The following is a 17,120-nucleotide window of genomic DNA, read 5'->3' on the forward strand; positions in this document are numbered from 1 at the left end:
GGGCCTTAGACATCCCAGATCTTCCCAAATCAGAAGGCACTTTCGCGTTCCCGGACCACGGCACCGCCCACCCTTACTGAAGGGCCGAGGCTAGTCGATGAGCAGGCTGCAAGAGGCGCGACCGAATCAGCCATTGCAGGATTCTCCGCCGCAGAGAATTTGGAGGCGGAGCCGATCAGGTCGGCGCTCGCGGCGGCCGAAGGCATGTTGGACGACGAGCAGGCCAACCGATTCAGTCGTCTTTACCGGGCGGTCTGGGAGGGGCAAGGCGGGACGGCGGAGAATTTCCCATCCCATCGGAACTTGACTGGCCCGCTAACAGGCAGGGACCTTTCCCTACTTCTTGCAACCCTGGCAACTGAAGACGTGCAATTCTGGCGCAGAATCGGCCGTAGCGTTCGACTTGAACAAGTAGTAGCTCTGGGGCCAGAGTCAGGATTAAATTTGGGCCACCTGGTCGAAGCAAATTTGGATCGATTGCTAGCACGTGGAGCGCGTGTTTTCGGCCAAAGCGGCGCGCCCAGCTCCGAGGGGCAACGTGCGGATTGGGGCGTAGAACGGGGCTGTTTAGCGCTGCGCGGTGACGGCTGGATCGCCTACTTCGCCGCTAGGTCAAACGACTTGCCTCCGCACGAGACGCGTCGCGGTGTGTCGGTTGCTACCTTGATTGATGGCATCCGTCAGTTGGGAGTCCGCATGACGGACGTCAAAGTGCAGCAGGACAACTTCGCCATCTCGATCCAAGCTGTTGGCAATGCCGACGTTGTCGACAGCCCAGACTTCGGTCAACTAGTAGATCGTGGCGACTCGGTAGCGCAGGCAGCCGCAATAGCGATGTCCAGTGGACGGGATCTAATAGCAGATTTCGTTACCGGAACGGCCATGGGGCACACTACCGCCTCTTTTCCGCTTGACGAACTAGCGCAAGCCGCAGTCCGACTTCTGCTTGAGCTGAGCCATCGGAATGTTCCGGATTCAGATGTGAGGCTAGTTTCTGGCCGTGATCCAGTAGTAATTCAGGACCCACTTTGGGAATGACTTGCTCCTAGGTCAGCCTGCCATCCCTCTGCCGTCGACCCGCCCCCAGGGAGCGGGCCGCCGCCCAGCCCGCCACGTCATGCGGACCTTGACGTACGGTCGGACGCTGACGGCTCGGGTGGCGGTCTGCTCGGCTTGCCCGGGTCGATGGCAGGCGGGATGCGTGGCCGGAGTCTGAGAGCCAGCGGAGCGACGGACGCGCGCCCAGGCGACGCCGTGTGCGGCCCGTTCAGGGCCGCCCTGAAGATGTACAGAAACTTCCCACAGCCTGCGGCAGTCGGCCGGCTGCTCAGCGAGGTAGCGCAGCGACCCCGGCGAGGAGCGCGACGCCGTCATGGGCACGAACGGCAGGCCCGTCTTCCCGAAGTGCGTCGAGTACTCGTACGGCGTATGCCGGGTCCATTCGCTCGGCGACTGCGTCTGGTGTCCACCACTCGACCCGCACCGCCTCGTCGGATGTCGAGAGCGTCCCGCCCGTGACCTGGGCGCGAAACATCAGGGCGACAACCCCGCGGACCATGTTCTTGTAGACCCCGGTGAGCTTGGTTGCCTCGACGAGGAGTCCGGTTTCCTCCTCGACCTCGCGGGTGAGGCCATCAAGGATGGACTCCTCGATCTCAAGCACACCACCAGGTGGTTCCCAGCGCCCGTTGTCCCGTCGCTGTGTCACGAGAACACGCCCCGCGTCATCGACAACGACGGCAGCGATGCTGACGGAGTGTCGTGGGGCGATGGCTTCCGTCATTGATCCACGTTAACATGTGGTCGACACATGTATACCTCTTGGGGAGTTCTCGGATGACGACTCGTCGGATCGATCCGGCCAGTGATCGGTCGGTGTACCGGCAGATCGCTGATCACCTGCGCTCCGCGATCGAGAACCACGAGTTGGCACCCGGCGCTCAGCTCCCTTCCGAAAGCGCCCTGGTCAGCGAGTACGGCGTCAGTCGCGTGACCGCTCGTCGCGCGCTGTCCGTGCTGGTGACCGACGGCCTCGTGATTGCAGAGCACGGTCGTGGATGGTTCGTCCGACGGCGTCCGCCGGTCAAGCGACTGTCCTCTGACCGCTTCGCGCGACGCAAGGAGGGCAAGGCAGCCTTCACGGTCGACATGGAGACGAACCAACGCCAGTTCACGGTCGAGGTCATTTTCGTCGGGGAGGGCAACGCGCCCAGCGCCGTAGCCGACCGCCTCGGGGTGTCGCGGGATGAGAAGGTCTTGATCCGACGCCGTCGGTACCTCGCGGAAGGGCAGCCGATCGAGTACGCGACGTCCTACATCCCCTTGGATGTCGCTTCAGGCACACCGATCGCCGAACCGAATCCCGGTCCGGGCGGCATCTATGCCCGGATGGAAGACCAGGGCTACGTGTTCGAGCGGTACGACGAGGAGACCACGGCGCGGATGCCCTCCGAAGAGGAGTCGCGCGTCCTGTCGCTACCGGCGGCGTCTCCGGTGCTGCACCTGGTGAGGACCGCGATCGCATCGGGGCGGCCGGTAGAGGTCTGTGACACCGTCATGGACGGTGCCGCGTTCGTACTCTCCTACTCGCTGCCTGCCGTCTAGCCCACCCCGTAACTACGTGCTGACACATCGTTGATTCTCTAACTCTACTCGTGTACACATGTTCTCAAGGATGGCCAGCGCGGGAGCATCGCTGGTCATCCGGAATCCAAGCGAGCGACGGGAGGGGCAGCGGTGGCGCGACAGGTGGCAATCCCGCGATCCAGGCACGGGCGGAGGCGGAGACTGTTTCGGCCGTGGAAGTTCAGGTGTTCCTGCGGCTGGCCGTATTACCCGTGTCCCGATGTCCGGCCAATTGGGGTGAGGGCTCGGTGATGGGCGTGGACGAGCCTGTCTCTCCGTCGGTGCTGGTGGTCGCGGCGGGGTTCACCATCGATCTGCACCGTACGAAGAACTGCTCGAAGTGCGCTGCGGATGGCTGCTCGCAGCTCAAATGGGCACAGGAGGAAATCGCCAATTATCGGCGAGACCGTGACGCTGACCTGCGCCGACGCCGTGAGTCCGTCGGGGAAGGGGCTCTGTGAGCCTCGCAGGCGAGATGGACGGCCCGCGGGATGCGTGGAGACATGTCGGCTGTGGCCGACCAGCGCAGATGCGAGTTGAGCTGTACGGTCCGACCTCGCTTGGACCACACGCGGTACGTCTGCGAGATCCACGTGGGAGACCTGGTGGCAGGGGCGGGTAGCGCTGGTAGCCGCTCTTGGATCGACGAGTGGGGTTATCCCGCGATCGGGGTGTATTTCGCTGACTGCCCCTCTGCGGGCCATGACATGATTGCGTTCGACTACCGCGACTGCGGACCCGGCGGCGAGCCGCAGGTGGTCCACGTCGACCAGGAAGTCGACTACCGGATCACCGTACTGGCGCCGGAACTTCGTGAGCTTCGTTCGAGCCCTGCGGCCGGAAGAGGGCTACGACGTCGAGGACTGACTGCCTCGGGACGGGCGTTGGGCAGCGGATGCAGCCCACAGCCCCTTGACCCTACCGAGCCGGGGACCCACGCCCGGTGCGACGGGGACCTCCGTCGGCTTCGGTTCTGCCGGGGTCCGGCTCTGGCGTCGTACTCAGGCTTCGTCCACCATTTCGCGGGCCAGAATGCGAAGACGATCGACCACGTCCGGTCGACCGGCCCAGCCGCTCTCTTCCCACTCCTCCAGAGCATAGAACAGCTCGAGCTCGCGATCCTGGAGTGGTCGCAGCTCCACCACCTTGTTCATCGCCGTCCTGAAGGCGTAGGTGTAATCGACCACCGACAGGTCGCCGCGCAAGAAGGACACTGCCGCTGCTTGGATGCCTGGATCAACTGGCGCGCTCACCGCGCCATTGTGCTCCAGGCAGCCGTTTTCACTCCACAGGTGGGGTGTCACGTACGCCGAGCGCGGCGGCGGGTGATCGCCGTACGGACCACGAGTGCGATGCCGCCGACGAGCAGGAGGCCGCCCCCGGCCAAGCCGAGCTTGATGAGGCGGTTGGACGCCGCCACCTCCCGGTTGAACTGCTCCGCCATCTCGGGCGTCGGATCCGGGTACGGCATCGTGGCTCCCGAGCAACACGCGAGCACCGGGAGCAGGAACCCGCCGGCAATCAGGAGCCACCCGAATCCCGAGACGGTCCTCGTCCGTCTTACACGGACACGGTCGTCTGGAGCGCTCGGGTTCATGCTCGCCCCGACTCACCCTCGTCACCGGCGAGGCGCATCGCCACGAACTCTTCCCCCAGGACCTCGCGCAGCCGCCCGCGAGCGGCTTCCAACCGCGCACCGTAGTCCGGGGAGAAGATGAGCGGGTCCGACTTCAACATGCCGTCGAGGACGTAGATGGCCGACCACACCGTCGGGTCCCGGTCGACGATGCGGTCGAAGTCTTTGCTGCCCATCACCTCGTACAGCCAGTGCGACAGGACGAATGCCTGGTCCCGGCTGAACGTCACGGTAACTTGATCATCCGACATGCCCGGGAGAGTAGCCGGCGTCCGCCAACCCGTTCGCCGGGAGACGCGTGCGGTCAGGCGTACTTCCATTTCGTGTTGGGGTTGCGGGGTTTGGGGTTGCCGGCGCGGTTGAGCGGATGCCTGGTTGCCCTGCGTACGAGGGCGTCGGCATCGGGCGACAGGAGCAGGGGCATCAGGCGGCGCAGCCAGATCGCGCTCTGGTCGAGGGTGTCGCGTACGGCATCGGGGGTGTGGGCCTTGCGGGTGACCAGGTGTCGGGGCGCGAATTCGGCGGCCTCGACCAGGTCCGGCAGTTCCGCCTTGGCGGGCCAGTCGCGCCGGAGCAGGTCGACGCTGACCGAGATGCTGGTGCCGGCCCCGTCACCCGACTCGAGGAACACCCACACCCACAGGTCCGGCCGCTTGTAGAGGACGCCCGGCAGGAGCAGTTCGCTGTATTCCGGCTCGGCCGTGTGGTAGGCGTCCACGAGGAACTGGAAGCGTCGCCTGACCTCGGTTTCGAAGACGTTGAACTCCACCGGCACGGTGTCGCCTCCAGTCAACTGGGTCGCGGCTCTACTCCTTCGAGTGCAACGGCCGGATCCGTCAGCTCCTTCCCGTCCTCCCAGACCTTTTGCCGCTGGGCGTACTCGGCGAAGATCCGCGCGAGGCCGCCATGTTGTTCCCTGATCGCCAGGAACTGGTCCAGCAGCTCGAACATCAGGTCGAGCGCCGCCGTCTCGACGGTGGGGGTGAAGGCACGGGGGCTGCGCTCGTAATACGTCGGGTCCGCGAGTTGCACGACCATGCTGGACCATCCGAGAGAGCTGTTCGCACCGATCCGGAGCTGTAACCACTCGCGGAAACCTTCGAGCAGCATCCAGCCGGTGCCGGCGTCGCACCCGGTCACGAGGGCGGCCGTTTCCCAGTACGTCCGGACGCCGTACATGCCCGGTCGCAGGTGGACCAGACGGAACAGCTCGCGGTAGTTGGTCAGCACTGCTCGCACCTCGGTCACTCGTCAGCCCGGCCCGGTCGGTGCGGCCGACGTGCAACACCTGCACCAGCACCGAGATTCAGTGGATCTTCGCACGGGCGGGCAGCCCGGCCGGCGGTGCAGTCGGAACGGCGTCAGGAGAGGTCGATCGCCCGGCGCCAGGCGGCTCGCGCCGCGTCGAGGTCGCCGAGCGCCCGGTACGCCAAACCGAGCATCACCCGGTACGAGTCGGCCGCGTTCCGGTCGCCGAGTTCGTCGAACCGCTCCACTGCCGTACGCAGATGGGCCCTGGCCTCCTCCGCCGCACCGGCGTCGAGCAGGGTGACCCCGAGTTCGGCGAGGACGTACGCCTCACCCTCGCGCATGCCGTGGCGGCGGACCAGGGTCAGGCACCGCTGGTGGGTGTCGAGTGCCTCGTCGTACCGGCCGGTCGCGGACTGGCAGCGCGCCTTCTGGTGCAGCAGCATCGTCCGGGAGCCGTCGTCGCCGGGTTGCAGCAGGTTCTCGGCCGTGGCGACCACCGACAGGCCCTCCGCGCCCCGCCCCTGGGTGGCCAGGCACTTGGCCAGGTTGATCCGGGCCGCCATGCACCCGGTCGGGTCGTCCAGATCGGAGAAGAGCTTCAACGACGCCTCGTGCACCTCGATCGCGGCCACCGGTCTGGCCTGGCAGAACAGCAGGAGCCCGAGCAGGTTCAGGACCTGCGCCTCGGCGCGTACGTCACCGAGGTCGTGCGCGAGCGCCGACGCCCGGCTCAGCTGCGTCCCGGCCTCGTCGAAGTCGCTGCGCAGCGTGGCGAGCTGCCCCAGCGGCATCCGGGCGAGCAGCTCCGTCGCCGGGTCACCGTCGCGTTCGGCGAGTTCCAGGATTGCGTACGCCAGCCGGTGGCCCTCGTCCCACTCGCCCGACGCCCGCAGGTACGGACCGAGCGCGGTCGCGATGTCGGTCAGCACCGCCGGATCCACCGTGGCCCGTGACCGTACCGCCCGGAGCACGGCAGCCACCACCAGGTGGCACTCGCCGGCCAGCCATCGCCGGGCCTGGTCGGCATCGGGGAACCGGCCGGCCGGATTCCCCTGACCGGCCTGCTGTGCGTCCAGCACCGAGATCCGGTACGCCTCCACCAGCCGCCGGATCAGGACGTCGGTGATCCCGTCCGGGTCGTCGTGGCCGGACTTCTCCTGCGCGAAGAGCTGGACCAGGTCGTGGTAGCGGTATCGCCCCGACCGGGGCGAGCCGAGCAGCCGGGTGTCGACCAGTTCCTCGGCGATGCCGGCCGCCGTTGTCGGGTCGACGTCGAGCATGGCGGCCACCACGTCGACCGACAGCTCGCCCAGTTCGGCCCGGGACAGGTGCCGGAACGCGGTCGCCCCGGCGGTGCTCAGCGCCCGGTAGCTCAGCTCCAGGCTGGCCCGTACCTCCTGGTCCGCGACCCGGAGTTCCTCCAGCCGGCGGTGACCGGCGGCCAGCCGGGCGGCGAGGTCGGCGGCCGTCCAGTGGGGACGGGCGGCGAGTCGGGACGCGGCCAGGCGGACCGCGAGTGGCAGCCGCCCGCAGGCGTCGATGACCTCGGCCGCGGCGGCCGGGTCGGCGGCGACCCGGCCCGCGCCGGAGACGGCTCGGAGCAGGTCCAGGCTCTCGTCCCGGTCGAAGACGTCGAGGTCGACGGCAATGGTGGCGGGCAGACCGGTGAGCGGTTCGCGGCTGGTGACCAGCACCGCGACCGGTCCGGTGCCGGGCAGCAGGGACAGGATGGTGCCGGCGTCGCGGACGTTGTCGAGCAGCACCAGGACCGCCCGGTCGGACAGGAGCGAACGCCACAGGCCGGTCCGTTCCGCCGGGTCGGTCGGCACCCCGGGCGGGGGCACGCCGAGCGCCCGCAGAAACGCCCCGACGACCCGGATCGGGTCCACCGGTTCGGCCTGGATGCCGCGCAGGTCCGCGAAGAGCTGCCCGTCGGGGTAGTCGGTGCGCAGCAGGTGGGCGACGTGCAGCGCGAGACTGGTCTTGCCGACGCCGGCCATGCCGGTGATCGCGGCGACGGCCGGGTTCCCACCGGAGGGCCGCAACGTCGCGACCAGCCGGGTGACGAGCGCCGCCCGACCGACGAAGTCGGGCAGGTCGGCGGGGAGTTGGGCGGGCCGGGCGGGTGCCGGTGACATGGGTGCGTTGGCCGGGGCGGCGGTGCCGATGGTGCCGCGCAGAATCGCCCGGTGCAGGTCCCGCAACTCCGGTCCCGGGTCCGCGCCCAGTTCGTCGGCCAACCGGCCCCGGACCAGGCTGTAGTGGTCGAGCGCCTCGGCGCCCCGCCCGGCAGCCACCAACGCCCGCATCAGGGTCGCCGACAGCGGTTCCACCAGGGGATGCGCGGCGGTCAGCTCGGTGAGCTGCCCGATCACCCCGTCCGGGTTACCGATCCGCAGTTCGGCCCGCGCCCATGACAGCACCGCGTCGAGGTGGCGCCGCTGCCATGTCTGGCGTACCTGGTCGACCCAGTCGCCGGAGAGGTCGGCCAGCGCCTCGCCGCGCCAGAGCCGCAATGCCTGCCGCAGCAGCAGGGCCCGCCGGTCGTCCGGCAGTCGGGCGGTCGCGGCCTGCGCCACCAGTGCCTCGAACCGGTGTACGTCGACCCGCCCGGCCTCGGTCTCGAGCAGGTAGCCGCCGGATCGGCGGACAAGGGTCGCGGGCGCGTCGGCGCGGGCCAGCAACTGACGGATCCGGGCGATGTAGACGTGCAGGGTGTGTCGCCCGCGCTGCGGTGGCGCCGTACCCCACAACCGCCCCATCAGCGCGTCCGTGGAGACGGTCCGGCCGACGTCGACGGCGAGCGCCGCCAGCACCGCGCGCTGCCGGGGCGGCCCGGCGTCGAGCAGGCCGCCGTCGGTCCACACCTCGACCGGTCCGAGGAGCCGCAACTCCACCCGCTGCCTCCGCTTCGCGCCCGGCTGGTCGCCGTACACCGGGCTTGACCTGTGCTTTTGATGTTCCGCCAAGAAAAGGCCGACCCCTGCCGCCGATCCTCGTCAGCAGAACGGTGAACGTCAATTCGATACCCGACCAACGGAACGGAGTACGTATGCGCAAGCACCTGCCCGGACTGCTCGGCCTGGCGCTCGCGGGGATCCTGGCGGCGACCGCCATTCCCGCACCGGCGAGCGCGGCCCCGGCCGCCGAGCCGTCCGTGGCCGTCGACCCCGCCGTGTCGGCGAGCCAGACGGTCGAGCAGCAGATCGACCGGATGCTGGGTTACCCCGGCGCCAAGCGGATCGACAGGTACACCGTCGAGATGACCAAGGGTGCGTTCGTCACCATCCCGGACCCGTCCGGCGGTGCGAGCACCATGGCCAACTGCAATTTCCGCTACCTGTGCCTCTGGTCCGAACGCGACTTCGTCGGACCCCGGATCACCTTCACCACCTGCGGCCTCGGCGTGGAGAACTTCGGCCCGTGGCCGTTCCCGAACGGTGGCGTCTGGAGCGACAAGGTGTCGTCGATCATGAACAACCAGACCAGCGGGACCTGGTCCGGTTTCTACGACTGGCGCTCCGACGGCGGCGGCTGGGACGACCTCAAGTTCCTCAAGGCGTACGGCTACTGGCGGGACCTCAGCAAGGACAAGGCCGACGACGGCTCCCACATGAACGACCGGATCGACGCCGTACAGACCTGCTGACCGGAGAACACCGACCCGGAAGGGGAAACATGTTGCGAAACGTTCGGTCACACCGGCCCGAGCGCGGTGCGATCACCGTGGTCTCCGCCCTGCTCCTGCTCCTGGCGACGGCCGTACTGGCGGTGGTCCTGCCGGGGACCGCCCAGGCCGCCACGCCGGTCTGCAACAACCTCACCTACATCTCGGCCCCGAGCCAACCGCCGAGCGACATGCACGTGCCCACGTACGGCGCACAGACCGGTAACAAGGAGTGTCACCTGTCGCGCGGTCACCAGGGCCTCGCGGTGAAGGTGCTCCAGGAGGCGCTGAACAGCTGCTACAGCCGAGGGCTGCTGCTCGACGGCAAGTACGGCCAGAACACGTACAACGCGGTGCTCTGGGTGCAGCGGGACATCAACGCCACCTGGGAGTGGGCGAACATCGCCGAGGACGGCGGTTACGGACCGCAGACCCGGGCGTGGATGGGGTTCGCCATCTTCGGCAAGAACGGTGGCCCGATGATGCCGGGCTGCTACTTCCCGGGCTGATCCCTGGCCGGATGCCGGCCGGAGTCCTCACGGGGAATTCCGGCCGGCGTCTCGGCGCGCGACCGGCCGACTCACCAGATCAGGGACACCACCAGGATGACCAGGGCGGTCAGTGCCAGCGAGACCAGGATCGAGCCGAGACAGCCGAGCCGGTTGGAGAAGAAGACGAACATCGGACCCCGCCCTTCCTGACTGTCGTTTTTCCTGCTCACCACGATTCCACCAACGGGCGGCGGGCACGATCGGAACCGTTCGATCGCCGCTAGGTCGGGTAATGTAGCGCTATGCAGCCTGAGGTGACGCTGGGGATCAACGAGGCGGCACCGGCGCGGGACCGGCTGCTGCTGGCCGCCGCGCAGCTCATGGAGGGCGGCGACCGGTCCTTCTCCACCCGGGCGATCTGCGACCTGGCCGGGGTGACCGCGCCCACCCTCTACCACCACTTCGGCAGCAAGCAGGGGCTGGTCGACGCGGTGATCCACCACGGGTTCACCCAGTACGTCTCACCCGCCGGGTCACCCGAACTCTCCGACGACCCCGTACGCGACCTGCGCGACGGATGGGACAGGCACGTCGACTTCGGCCTGCAACACCCCAACTTCTACGCCCTGCTCTACGGGGACGTCGTACCCGGGCGGCCGTGCGCGATCACCGGTCCCGCCACCGACATGCTGGTCCGGCTGCTGGACGAGGCGGCCCGGCGCGGCCTGCTCCGGGTGCCACCGGCCGAGGCAGCCGCGCAGATCCTGGCCGCGAACGTCGGTGTGACGCTCAGCCTGATCACCCAACCCGAGGACGGCCGGGACCTCCGGCTCTCCGAACGCGTACGCGAGGCGATCCTCGGCGGGATCCTGATCGCAGCACAGCACCGGGCGACCGGCGGCGGGGCCGCGTCGCGTACGACCGCGGCGATCGCCCTGCTCGCGGTGCTCGACCGGGACCCCGCCGGACTCACCCCCGGCGAGCTGACCCTGATGCGCGAACTGCTCACCCGGATCGGCAACCGACCGGACCGGTAACAGGGCGACGAGGTCAGGCATAACCGCTGGCAGGGCGGGTAGCCAGCACCGGCTCGACGAGTCCGTCGGGTCGGTGACTGCACTGTTGGGGGCTGGTCATGACGCAGAACGCGAATGCCGGTGACGGTCTGGGATCGAAGGCGCAGGCTGCCAAGCAGGGCGCCACGCAGACGAGTCAGCAGGTTTCACAGGCCGGCGGTCAACTGGCGCACAGCGCCGTGGACCAGGGCCGGGACGTGGCCAACGAGGCCAGCCGGCAGGCACGGCAGCTGATGGGGCAGGCGTCGAACCAGCTCAAGCAGCAGGCCAACGAGCAGCAGCACCGTGCCGCCCAGGGTCTGCGGGCGCTCGGCGACGAACTGCAGACGATGTCCGAGCGCACCGAACAACAGGGTGTCGCCACCGACCTCGTACGGCACGCCGCCGACCGCGCCCACCAGGCCGCGCAATGGCTGGACCAGCGGGAACCCGGCATGGTGGTGAACGAGGTACGCGACTACGCGCGGCGCAACCCCGGGATCTTCCTGGCCGGCGCCGCGGTCGCCGGGGTGCTCGCCGGCCGGCTGGGCAAGAGCATGCGGGGTGGCATGCAGCACGGCGGAGGCATGCAGCACGGCGGCATGGCAGAGCACGAGGACGGCCACCATGGCGATGGTCATCGCCGTAGCGGTGCGATGCCCGACTTCCGCGAGTCGACCGCACCCGGGGCGTCGTTCCGGGGCACCCCTCGCGGTACCGGGAACGTTGACGAAGAAGCGGACCCGGGCGTACCGGCCGCGGACTCGCGACCGGGGGGAGCGCGGCTGTGAGCAACGGGGCAGGCGGCGCGAGAGCCGCCCAGCAGGCAGAGCGCGACCCGGGCAAGGCCTCGATCGGGGAGTTGCTCACCTCGATCACCCGGGACACGTCGACGCTGGTCCGCCAGGAGATCGAGCTGGCCAAGGCCGAGGCCCGAGCCGAGATCCGCACCGTGGGCAAGGTCGCGGGGATGTTCGGCGGCGCTGCCCTCGGTGGGTTCATGGTGCTGCTGTTCCTGTCGTACGCCATGTGGTGGGGGCTGTCGAACCTCATCGACCAGGGCTGGTCCGCGCTGATCGTCGCGGCGGTCTGGGCGGTGATCGCGGCCGTACTGATCAGGATGGCCCGCCAGCGGATGAGCGAGCTGAAGGGCCTGCCACAGACATCGGGCACGGTCCGGCGCATGCCGGAAGCGGTAAAGGGCCAGGGAGACCATCGAACGGGGGATCACCAATGAGCAGCAGCATGGATCCGGATCAGATCCGAGCCAGCATCGAGGACACCCAGGACGACCTGGGCCGCAACGTGAACGCCCTCGGGGACAAGGTGAACCCGCGTCACCAGGCACGGCAGCAGGTCGACCGGGCCCGCGGCACCTGGCAGAAGCTCAAGGACAACGTGATGGGCACCGCCGTGCACGCCCGCGACGCGTCCGTGCACGCCGCCGACGTCTCCGAGACCCGAATCTCGCAGGCATCCTCCGCGACGGCCAACCGGGTGCAGGACATGGGCCATGCCACCAGCGCCAAGGCGCAGGACGTGGGTCATGCGGCCAGCGACATGGGCCACATGGCCAGCGATCGGGTGCAAGGGCTGGGCCGCAACGCCCAGCAGCAGGCGCAGGGCCACCCGCTCGCGGCCGGCCTCGTCGCCTTCGGCCTCGGTGTGCTCGCCTCGGCACTGCTGCCGTCCAGTGGCACGGAGCGCCGGGTGGCGAGCCAGCTGCGCGACAGGGCGACCGAACACTCCGGCGAGCTCAAGCAGCAGGCCACCGGTATGGCCAAGCAGGCGCAGGACAACCTGCGCGGACCGGCCCAGCAGGCCGCCGAGTCGGTCAAGTCGAAGGCCACCCAGGGCGCCGGGTCCCTGCGTGACCAGGCCCAGTCGACCGGGCAGGGCCTGCGCGGGCAGGCTCAGCAGACCGCGAACGACGTACGCCAGAAGTAAGCCGGCGGGTAGGCGGCGGCCCGGTCAGGCGCCGGTCATCGCGTGCGGCGCGGTGACCGGCTTCGACTCCGGTGACCCGTGCTGCCGCAGGAAGATGCTGAGTACGACCAGCACCCCGACGGCGAGGAACTCGCTCTGCCAGTTCTGCATCGACTGGAACCAGAAGTCACTGGTCTGCATGAACTGCCAGGCGCTGATCGACGCCGCCCCGCTCTGCAACGCCTGCTGCTCGTTGTATTCGGCGGTGCCGCCGAACAGGTGCCCCACGAACGAGCCGGCGAAGAGCAGCAGCAGGGCGATGGAGAGGCTGTTGCGGTAGACCACCAGCGTCAGCCCGCGGACGTGCACGGGCCACGGTGAATCCGGTTTGGCGTGGTCGGGTCGGTCGTCCGGGCGGTCCGAGTCCTGCTCGGGCTTCGACTCCGCCGAGCCGCGCTGCACCAGGTACGCGGTCAGCAGGACGTAACCGCCCATCTGGAGGAACTCCGACTCCCAGTTCTCGAACACCGCCTCGGCGAAGTGGCCCGTACCGAGGTAGGCCAGGTAGCCCTCGGGGCCGAGCCCGTACTGGGTCAGTTCCTCGTTGCGGGTCTGCCACCCGAAAACGCTCTGCAGGACGAGAAAGAGCAGGAAGGCCCCGAACATCGTCACCGAGAGCGCGTTGCTCCGTAGCCAGCGTTTCATCTCCGGCTCCTCTCACCGAACGGTCACCTTCTGCCCAACCGTGGTGAAGGGGAAACACGCAGCTCAGCGTGTTGCCGGCAAGTCGTACCGCAAGGAGTCGGAAGTCGTACCGCAGGGAGTCGACGGAATCAGTCGGCGTTCGGCCAGGGTGAGGAACCGATCACCACTCCGTACAGGGTGTGGTCGACCAGGAGGGCGGCCTGCTCGCGGAGGACCCTGCGGTTGCGGCCGATGCCGAGCTTCGGTGCGGCGACCGCCTCGAAGACCGCCCAGAAGACGAAGCCGTACACCGGTCCGATCCACGCCCGGCGCCGTATCCGTCGGGGGAGCAGGCCGAAGAACGCACCGCCGCCCGCGCCGACCGTCCAGTGGATGAGTTCCACCAGCGCCGGTCGCCGATTCACCGGTACGCGGTTGAACAGGGCGGGCGCGACGTGCTTCAGCAACTGCTCCGGCGGGGTCTGCTGGACCAGGCCGAACGAGGTGGTGGCCTGCCGTACGCCGGACATCGCCATCGCGCCGATCGCGCCCCGGGCCGCCGCCCGCCCGGTGCTGGCCACCATCCGTCGAACCCGTCGCCTGCCGTCCACCGGGCCTCCCTCGCGCGGGCACCGTCCGGCCCCGGCCGGTGCTACCCGCCCCGCGCCCGGACAAACCTTGGGCGGCTCCGACGGGCCGGGTTTCGTGGTCCCGGCACCGGGCAGACAGGCGACATGCCGGAGGAGACGGGACGCACAGGCGGCATGCCGGAGGACACAGGGCGCACGGGCGGCATGCCTGTAGAACGGGCGGACACCGCCGCCAGCGTTACCGTCTACGACAATGGCCCGTTGCTGGTCCGGGGCGAGTTCACCCTGCGTACGGCGCTGGGCGGGACGGTGGACCCCGGTCGGGACACGATCGCGCTCTGCCGGTGCGGCAAGTCGTCGCTCAAACCGTTCTGCGACGGTACGCACAAGGCGATCGGCTTCCGGGCCGCCGCCGACCCCGATCCCCGTCCGGATGCGGGCGGGGAACGATCAGCGAGCGGGGAACGGTCAGCGGACGGGGAACGGTCAGCGGACGGGGAACGGTCAGCCGACGGGGCGGCGGGTGCGCTGTAACCACTGTTGGCTGTGCGCGGCGGTCCGGATCCGGCGCCCGGCGTACGGGACGCCGCCCCGACCGAAACGCAGCCCCAGCGCCGCCCAACTGCACACCGCCCGTTCCAGGACCCAGAGCGGCGCGAGCAGTGAGCCGCGAACCGGGAAGACCTTCCGACCGCCGGACCTGCGGCGGCCCGACTCGGCCAGGGCCACCACCGCGGCGACCGCCACCGGGAGCAGCCGCCGGTCGAGCCGACCCAGCACCACCGCCGCCGGCAGCACGGCCAGGAACGTCAGCATCCGGGGCGGCATGGCCAGGTCGTCGTAGGCCTGACGGACCCGCTGGGACCAGAACCGGCCCGAGGTCGGCGGCAGGCGGCGGACGTACAGGTCCGGTGGGCAGGACTCGACGCCACCGAATCCGCGTACGGTCCTGAGCAGTTCCAGGTTCTCGAACAGCACGTCCCCGTCGTAGCCGCCCATCGCCAGGACGGTCGAGCGGCGCAACCCGAAGGTGCCCGGATAGTCCTCACCGACCGCGCGGTTGAGCAACGTACGGCCGGTGTCCCAGCAGGCGTGCCAGGGCAGCGGGTCGAAGTAGTTCTGCGGGCGTACCAGGTCGGCGCGGGCGAGCAGGCGGCACACCGTACGGAGGTTGTCGTCGTCGTAGCGGACGTCGTCGTCGGCGACCACCAGCCGCTCGTGCCGGGCCAACCGGATTCCGGTCAGCACCCCGTTGACCTTCCCGTTGCGGTAACGCAGTGCCGGGTCCGGGGCGAGGTGCCGGACCAGGGCGGGCCAGCAGGCGGCGTGCCGGTCGAACAGCTCCGGCGGTGAGCCGTCGACCACGGTCACCGACACCCGCCCGGACAACCAGCGCAGGTATCCGGTCAGCTCCGCGCACCCGTCGTCGTCGGACCACCGCAGGGGTAGGACGTACTCCACCGGCAGCCGGTCGGTGCCGAGGTCGGTCGCTCGGGTGGTGGTCGGACCACCGGCAGCCGGTCGGGTGGTGGTCAATGGCCCGCCGCCAGCGGCAGCCGCAACGACGACCGGTCGGCCGCCCAGCAGCCCAGGACGTGTTCGGCGACCAGTCCGTCGAGTTTCAGGCAGCAGGCGGCACCGAACAGTACGTCGGCGGTACGCGCCGGTTCGGTGAGCGCGAACGAACCGCACAGGTCGTACGCGGCGATCTGCTCGTGGACCGCATCGGCCTCGACGTGCTCGTCGTAGAACCGGGTGGCGGTGGGTGTGCCGCCGAGCCGGCGCAGGGCGTCGCCGTACCGGCGGTTCGGCAGCGAGGAGGTCATCTCGAACGCGGCGAGGTGACCGAGCAGGGCGCCACGCCACCGCCGGTGCAGGCCGAACAGGGAGATGAGGTTGTTGGCGGCGAGCGTGACCGCCGGTACCGAGTCGACGTACCCGCCGTAGCCGGTGTCCAGGCCCAGCCAGTTCATCGTGTCGCGGAACAACTCGGCGTGCATCCTGGGCAACTGGCCCCGGCCGTACTCGTCCATCTGGATCTCGACCAGCGCGGCCTTGGCCGGTCCGTCGAGCCGGGGGATGCCCCAGGTGTGCGGGTCGGCCTCCCTGAGGTGGTACACCGAACGCTGGGTGACGAACTCGCGGAACCGGTCCAGGTCGGTCTCCCGGTGCAGGGCGGTCGCGAGCGACGGGCCGTCGTCCGCCGCCACCAGCGCGGTCAGACCTTCGGGTACGGCACCCGGCTCGACCGCCGGCAGCGGTCCGACCGCACGGCGCAGCGCCGCCTCGAACCGGCGTTCCGCCGCCGCCCGTACGGCGAGCAGCGACGGGTCCCACTCCCACCGTTCGTCGACGCCGTCGAAGCCCCGGTAGTGCAACTCGTAACAGACGAAGAGGAACAGTTGCAGATCCTCGTCCGAAAGCGGATCGGTGCCGGCGTCGGTGCGGTCGGTGTCGGGCCACCAGCGGTCGGCGTCGCCCGGTAACCCGCCGACGATTCCGGTCAGCGCTTCGACCAGCGTCGCCGAGGCCGGTCCCCGGGCGGTGGGTAGTCTCATCCGCTCCCCTACGGTGGCGGGCCCACCTGCGGTGACGGCCCCCGACGGCGACAAAAGCCGGTGGTTCCCACCGCGCACCGGGTCAAACCCGGGGGAGACGGAGTGCCGCTGTTCAGTCGACCGGGCGACGCACGGTGTAGATGCGGAGGTTGCCGTAGGTGGTGGTGGTCACCAGGTCCCAACCCTCGGTCGACCAGGCGGTGAGCAGGGCGACCGGGTGGATACCGCCGAGTTGGTGCGTCTTGCCGTTCGAGTCGACCCACTCCCGCACCACCGCCGGACCGTGCAGCGCGCATTGGGAGACGATTTCGGCGTACTCGTAGCCAGACATGATCCGATGATGTGACCGCGCGACGACCCCGGCCATCAGCCGACCAGCCGATCCGCAGTGCCGCCGCTCACTGGTCGTGCGGTCCCGTGGCGGAGTCGAGCCAGTCGTCGAGATCCCGGTGTCGCCCCAACCCGACCGCCGCGAACTCGTCGTCGTGCTCGCCGCGTACGACGCCCAACCGGTGCAACGCCGTGCCGCCGATCACCGCCACCAGGTGGTACCCCATGACGACCGAGGTTATCGATCCGGGCTGGTGGGAGCGGCTGCGGGCGTACCGGTGGCGGATATTTTTTTCCGGGCCCGGAT

General features: G+C 69.2%; 24 protein-coding genes and 1 pseudogene. 11 read left to right on the forward strand and 14 right to left on the reverse strand.

What is annotated here, in order from left to right; all coding sequences use genetic code 11:
• Positions 1-696 precede the first annotated feature (696 nt).
• A complete protein-coding gene (locus ACWEFB_RS27335) occupies positions 697-1,038 on the forward strand; it encodes a hypothetical protein (protein WP_452289886.1) in 342 nt (113 codons plus the stop codon).
• 289 nt (positions 1,039-1,327) lie between these two features.
• Here the strand turns inward: ACWEFB_RS27335 and ACWEFB_RS27340 are convergent, their stop codons facing one another.
• Positions 1,328-1,783, reverse strand: a complete 456-nt coding sequence (locus tag ACWEFB_RS27340) for an NUDIX hydrolase (RefSeq protein ID WP_452289888.1) — start codon at positions 1,781-1,783, stop codon at positions 1,328-1,330.
• 53 nt (positions 1,784-1,836) lie between these two features.
• On the opposite strand from ACWEFB_RS27340, the gene ACWEFB_RS27345 reads away from it, so the two are divergent.
• The 3 genes and pseudogenes from ACWEFB_RS27345 to ACWEFB_RS27355 form a co-directional block, all read left to right on the forward strand.
• Complete coding sequence (locus ACWEFB_RS27345; RefSeq protein WP_452289890.1) at positions 1,837-2,604, forward strand: GntR family transcriptional regulator; 768 nt, start codon at positions 1,837-1,839, stop codon at positions 2,602-2,604.
• 194 nt (positions 2,605-2,798) lie between these two features.
• Positions 2,799-3,086 carry a hypothetical protein gene (locus tag ACWEFB_RS27350; RefSeq protein WP_452289892.1) on the forward strand — a complete coding sequence of 96 codons (288 nt, stop codon included), beginning with the start codon at positions 2,799-2,801 and terminating at the stop codon, positions 3,084-3,086.
• 156 nt (positions 3,087-3,242) lie between these two features.
• Positions 3,243-3,492 (forward strand): annotated as a pseudogene (locus ACWEFB_RS27355) (SMI1/KNR4 family protein); the annotation flags it as partial.
• Positions 3,493-3,626: 134 nt separating this feature from the next.
• Here the strand turns inward: ACWEFB_RS27355 and ACWEFB_RS27360 are convergent.
• The 6 genes from ACWEFB_RS27360 to ACWEFB_RS27385 form a co-directional block, all read right to left on the reverse strand.
• On the reverse strand, positions 3,627-3,878 hold the full coding sequence (locus ACWEFB_RS27360) for a hypothetical protein (protein WP_452289894.1): 252 nt from the start codon (positions 3,876-3,878) through the stop codon (positions 3,627-3,629).
• A 47-nt stretch (positions 3,879-3,925) separates the two neighbouring features.
• Positions 3,926-4,096 (reverse strand): hypothetical protein, encoded by a 171-nt coding sequence (locus tag ACWEFB_RS27365; protein WP_452289896.1) that lies wholly within the window; start codon positions 4,094-4,096, stop codon positions 3,926-3,928.
• Between the two features lie 122 nt (positions 4,097-4,218).
• Positions 4,219-4,512 carry a hypothetical protein gene (locus ACWEFB_RS27370; protein WP_452289898.1) on the reverse strand — a complete coding sequence of 98 codons (294 nt, stop codon included), beginning with the start codon at positions 4,510-4,512 and terminating at the stop codon, positions 4,219-4,221.
• Between the two features lie 53 nt (positions 4,513-4,565).
• Complete coding sequence (locus ACWEFB_RS27375; RefSeq protein ID WP_452289900.1) at positions 4,566-5,054, reverse strand: hypothetical protein; 489 nt, start codon at positions 5,052-5,054, stop codon at positions 4,566-4,568.
• Positions 5,051-5,491 (reverse strand): hypothetical protein, encoded by a 441-nt coding sequence (locus ACWEFB_RS27380; RefSeq protein ID WP_452289902.1) that lies wholly within the window; start codon positions 5,489-5,491, stop codon positions 5,051-5,053. Before ACWEFB_RS27380 ends, ACWEFB_RS27375 begins: the two co-directional genes overlap by 4 nt.
• Before the next feature lie 131 nt (positions 5,492-5,622).
• The gene (locus tag ACWEFB_RS27385) at positions 5,623-8,409 is read right to left on the reverse strand and encodes an AfsR/SARP family transcriptional regulator (RefSeq protein ID WP_452289904.1); all 2,787 of its coding nucleotides are present in this window, start codon (positions 8,407-8,409) and stop codon (positions 5,623-5,625) included.
• A gap of 155 nt (positions 8,410-8,564) precedes the next feature.
• On the opposite strand from ACWEFB_RS27385, the gene ACWEFB_RS27390 reads away from it, so the two are divergent.
• Together ACWEFB_RS27390 and ACWEFB_RS27395 are read left to right on the forward strand one after the other, a co-directional pair.
• On the forward strand, positions 8,565-9,161 hold the full coding sequence (locus tag ACWEFB_RS27390) for a peptidase inhibitor family I36 protein (RefSeq protein WP_452289906.1): 597 nt from the start codon (positions 8,565-8,567) through the stop codon (positions 9,159-9,161).
• A 29-nt stretch (positions 9,162-9,190) separates the two neighbouring features.
• Complete coding sequence (locus tag ACWEFB_RS27395) at positions 9,191-9,688, forward strand: peptidoglycan-binding domain-containing protein (RefSeq protein WP_452289908.1); 498 nt, start codon at positions 9,191-9,193, stop codon at positions 9,686-9,688.
• 71 nt (positions 9,689-9,759) lie between these two features.
• Here the strand turns inward: ACWEFB_RS27395 and ACWEFB_RS27400 are convergent, their stop codons facing one another.
• Positions 9,760-9,900 carry a hypothetical protein gene (locus tag ACWEFB_RS27400; protein WP_452289910.1) on the reverse strand — a complete coding sequence of 47 codons (141 nt, stop codon included), beginning with the start codon at positions 9,898-9,900 and terminating at the stop codon, positions 9,760-9,762.
• A 72-nt stretch (positions 9,901-9,972) separates the two neighbouring features.
• On the opposite strand from ACWEFB_RS27400, the gene ACWEFB_RS27405 reads away from it, so the two are divergent.
• From ACWEFB_RS27405 to ACWEFB_RS27420, 4 genes are all read left to right on the forward strand, one after another.
• Entirely contained in the window at positions 9,973-10,707 is a 735-nt protein-coding gene (locus tag ACWEFB_RS27405) for a TetR/AcrR family transcriptional regulator (RefSeq protein ID WP_452289912.1), read from the forward strand.
• Between the two features lie 98 nt (positions 10,708-10,805).
• Positions 10,806-11,516: a hypothetical protein gene (locus ACWEFB_RS27410; RefSeq protein ID WP_452289914.1), complete on the forward strand. Its 711-nt coding sequence runs from the start codon at positions 10,806-10,808 to the stop codon at positions 11,514-11,516.
• A complete protein-coding gene (locus ACWEFB_RS27415; protein WP_452289916.1) occupies positions 11,513-11,962 on the forward strand; it encodes a phage holin family protein in 450 nt (149 codons plus the stop codon). The genes ACWEFB_RS27410 and ACWEFB_RS27415 overlap by 4 nt, the downstream gene beginning before the upstream one ends.
• Positions 11,959-12,672: a DUF3618 domain-containing protein gene (locus ACWEFB_RS27420; RefSeq protein ID WP_452289919.1), complete on the forward strand. Its 714-nt coding sequence runs from the start codon at positions 11,959-11,961 to the stop codon at positions 12,670-12,672. Before ACWEFB_RS27415 ends, ACWEFB_RS27420 begins: the two co-directional genes overlap by 4 nt.
• Positions 12,673-12,696: 24 nt before the next feature.
• On the opposite strand, the gene ACWEFB_RS27425 is transcribed toward ACWEFB_RS27420, so the two are convergent.
• Positions 12,697-13,356 (reverse strand): DUF6766 family protein, encoded by a 660-nt coding sequence (locus ACWEFB_RS27425; RefSeq protein WP_452289921.1) that lies wholly within the window; start codon positions 13,354-13,356, stop codon positions 12,697-12,699.
• Positions 13,357-13,484: 128 nt separating this feature from the next.
• Positions 13,485-13,946 carry a DUF6789 family protein gene (locus ACWEFB_RS27430; RefSeq protein ID WP_452289923.1) on the reverse strand — a complete coding sequence of 154 codons (462 nt, stop codon included), beginning with the start codon at positions 13,944-13,946 and terminating at the stop codon, positions 13,485-13,487.
• 183 nt (positions 13,947-14,129) lie between these two features.
• Here ACWEFB_RS27430 and ACWEFB_RS27435 point away from each other — a divergent pair, with 183 nt between their 5' ends.
• Positions 14,130-14,459: a CDGSH iron-sulfur domain-containing protein gene (locus tag ACWEFB_RS27435; RefSeq protein ID WP_452289925.1), complete on the forward strand. Its 330-nt coding sequence runs from the start codon at positions 14,130-14,132 to the stop codon at positions 14,457-14,459.
• Here the strand turns inward: ACWEFB_RS27435 and ACWEFB_RS27440 are convergent.
• The 4 genes from ACWEFB_RS27440 to ACWEFB_RS27455 all read right to left on the reverse strand — a co-directional run bounded on the left by ACWEFB_RS27440 (position 14,430) and on the right by ACWEFB_RS27455 (position 17,040).
• Positions 14,430-15,461 carry a glycosyltransferase gene (locus tag ACWEFB_RS27440; protein WP_452289927.1) on the reverse strand — a complete coding sequence of 344 codons (1,032 nt, stop codon included), beginning with the start codon at positions 15,459-15,461 and terminating at the stop codon, positions 14,430-14,432. The genes ACWEFB_RS27435 and ACWEFB_RS27440 overlap by 30 nt on opposite strands.
• The gene (locus ACWEFB_RS27445) at positions 15,458-16,483 is read right to left on the reverse strand and encodes an iron-containing redox enzyme family protein (RefSeq protein WP_452289929.1); all 1,026 of its coding nucleotides are present in this window, start codon (positions 16,481-16,483) and stop codon (positions 15,458-15,460) included. Before ACWEFB_RS27445 ends, ACWEFB_RS27440 begins: the two co-directional genes overlap by 4 nt.
• 112 nt (positions 16,484-16,595) lie before the next feature.
• Positions 16,596-16,814, reverse strand: coding sequence for a hypothetical protein (locus ACWEFB_RS27450; RefSeq protein WP_452289931.1), 219 nt, complete (start codon positions 16,812-16,814; stop codon positions 16,596-16,598).
• A gap of 67 nt (positions 16,815-16,881) precedes the next feature.
• Positions 16,882-17,040, reverse strand: coding sequence for a hypothetical protein (locus ACWEFB_RS27455; protein WP_452289933.1), 159 nt, complete (start codon positions 17,038-17,040; stop codon positions 16,882-16,884).
• Between the last annotated feature and the right edge of the window lie 80 nt (positions 17,041-17,120).

This window comes from Micromonospora sp. NPDC004704 (assembly GCF_053601675.1).

Bases quoted from the DNA above. Each gene is read 5' to 3' on its own strand.
- ACWEFB_RS27335 (WP_452289886.1), top strand. From the start codon at position 697: ATGACGGACGTCAAAGTGCAGCAGGACAACTTCGCCATCTCGATCCAA.
- ACWEFB_RS27340 (WP_452289888.1), bottom strand. From the start codon at position 1,783: ATGACGGAAGCCATCGCCCCACGACACTCCGTCAGCATCGCTGCCGTC.
- ACWEFB_RS27345 (WP_452289890.1), top strand. From the start codon at position 1,837: ATGACGACTCGTCGGATCGATCCGGCCAGTGATCGGTCGGTGTACCGG.
- ACWEFB_RS27365 (WP_452289896.1), bottom strand. From the start codon at position 4,096: ATGCCGTACCCGGATCCGACGCCCGAGATGGCGGAGCAGTTCAACCGG.
- ACWEFB_RS27370 (WP_452289898.1), bottom strand. From the start codon at position 4,512: ATGTCGGATGATCAAGTTACCGTGACGTTCAGCCGGGACCAGGCATTC.
- ACWEFB_RS27390 (WP_452289906.1), top strand. From the start codon at position 8,565: ATGCGCAAGCACCTGCCCGGACTGCTCGGCCTGGCGCTCGCGGGGATC.
- ACWEFB_RS27395 (WP_452289908.1), top strand. From the start codon at position 9,191: ATGTTGCGAAACGTTCGGTCACACCGGCCCGAGCGCGGTGCGATCACC.
- ACWEFB_RS27405 (WP_452289912.1), top strand. From the start codon at position 9,973: ATGCAGCCTGAGGTGACGCTGGGGATCAACGAGGCGGCACCGGCGCGG.
- ACWEFB_RS27410 (WP_452289914.1), top strand. From the start codon at position 10,806: ATGACGCAGAACGCGAATGCCGGTGACGGTCTGGGATCGAAGGCGCAG.
- ACWEFB_RS27420 (WP_452289919.1), top strand. From the start codon at position 11,959: ATGAGCAGCAGCATGGATCCGGATCAGATCCGAGCCAGCATCGAGGAC.
- ACWEFB_RS27425 (WP_452289921.1), bottom strand. From the start codon at position 13,356: ATGAAACGCTGGCTACGGAGCAACGCGCTCTCGGTGACGATGTTCGGG.
- ACWEFB_RS27435 (WP_452289925.1), top strand. From the start codon at position 14,130: ATGCCTGTAGAACGGGCGGACACCGCCGCCAGCGTTACCGTCTACGAC.
- ACWEFB_RS27445 (WP_452289929.1), bottom strand. From the start codon at position 16,483: ATGAGACTACCCACCGCCCGGGGACCGGCCTCGGCGACGCTGGTCGAA.
- ACWEFB_RS27450 (WP_452289931.1), bottom strand. From the start codon at position 16,814: ATGTCTGGCTACGAGTACGCCGAAATCGTCTCCCAATGCGCGCTGCAC.
- ACWEFB_RS27455 (WP_452289933.1), bottom strand. From the start codon at position 17,040: ATGGGGTACCACCTGGTGGCGGTGATCGGCGGCACGGCGTTGCACCGG.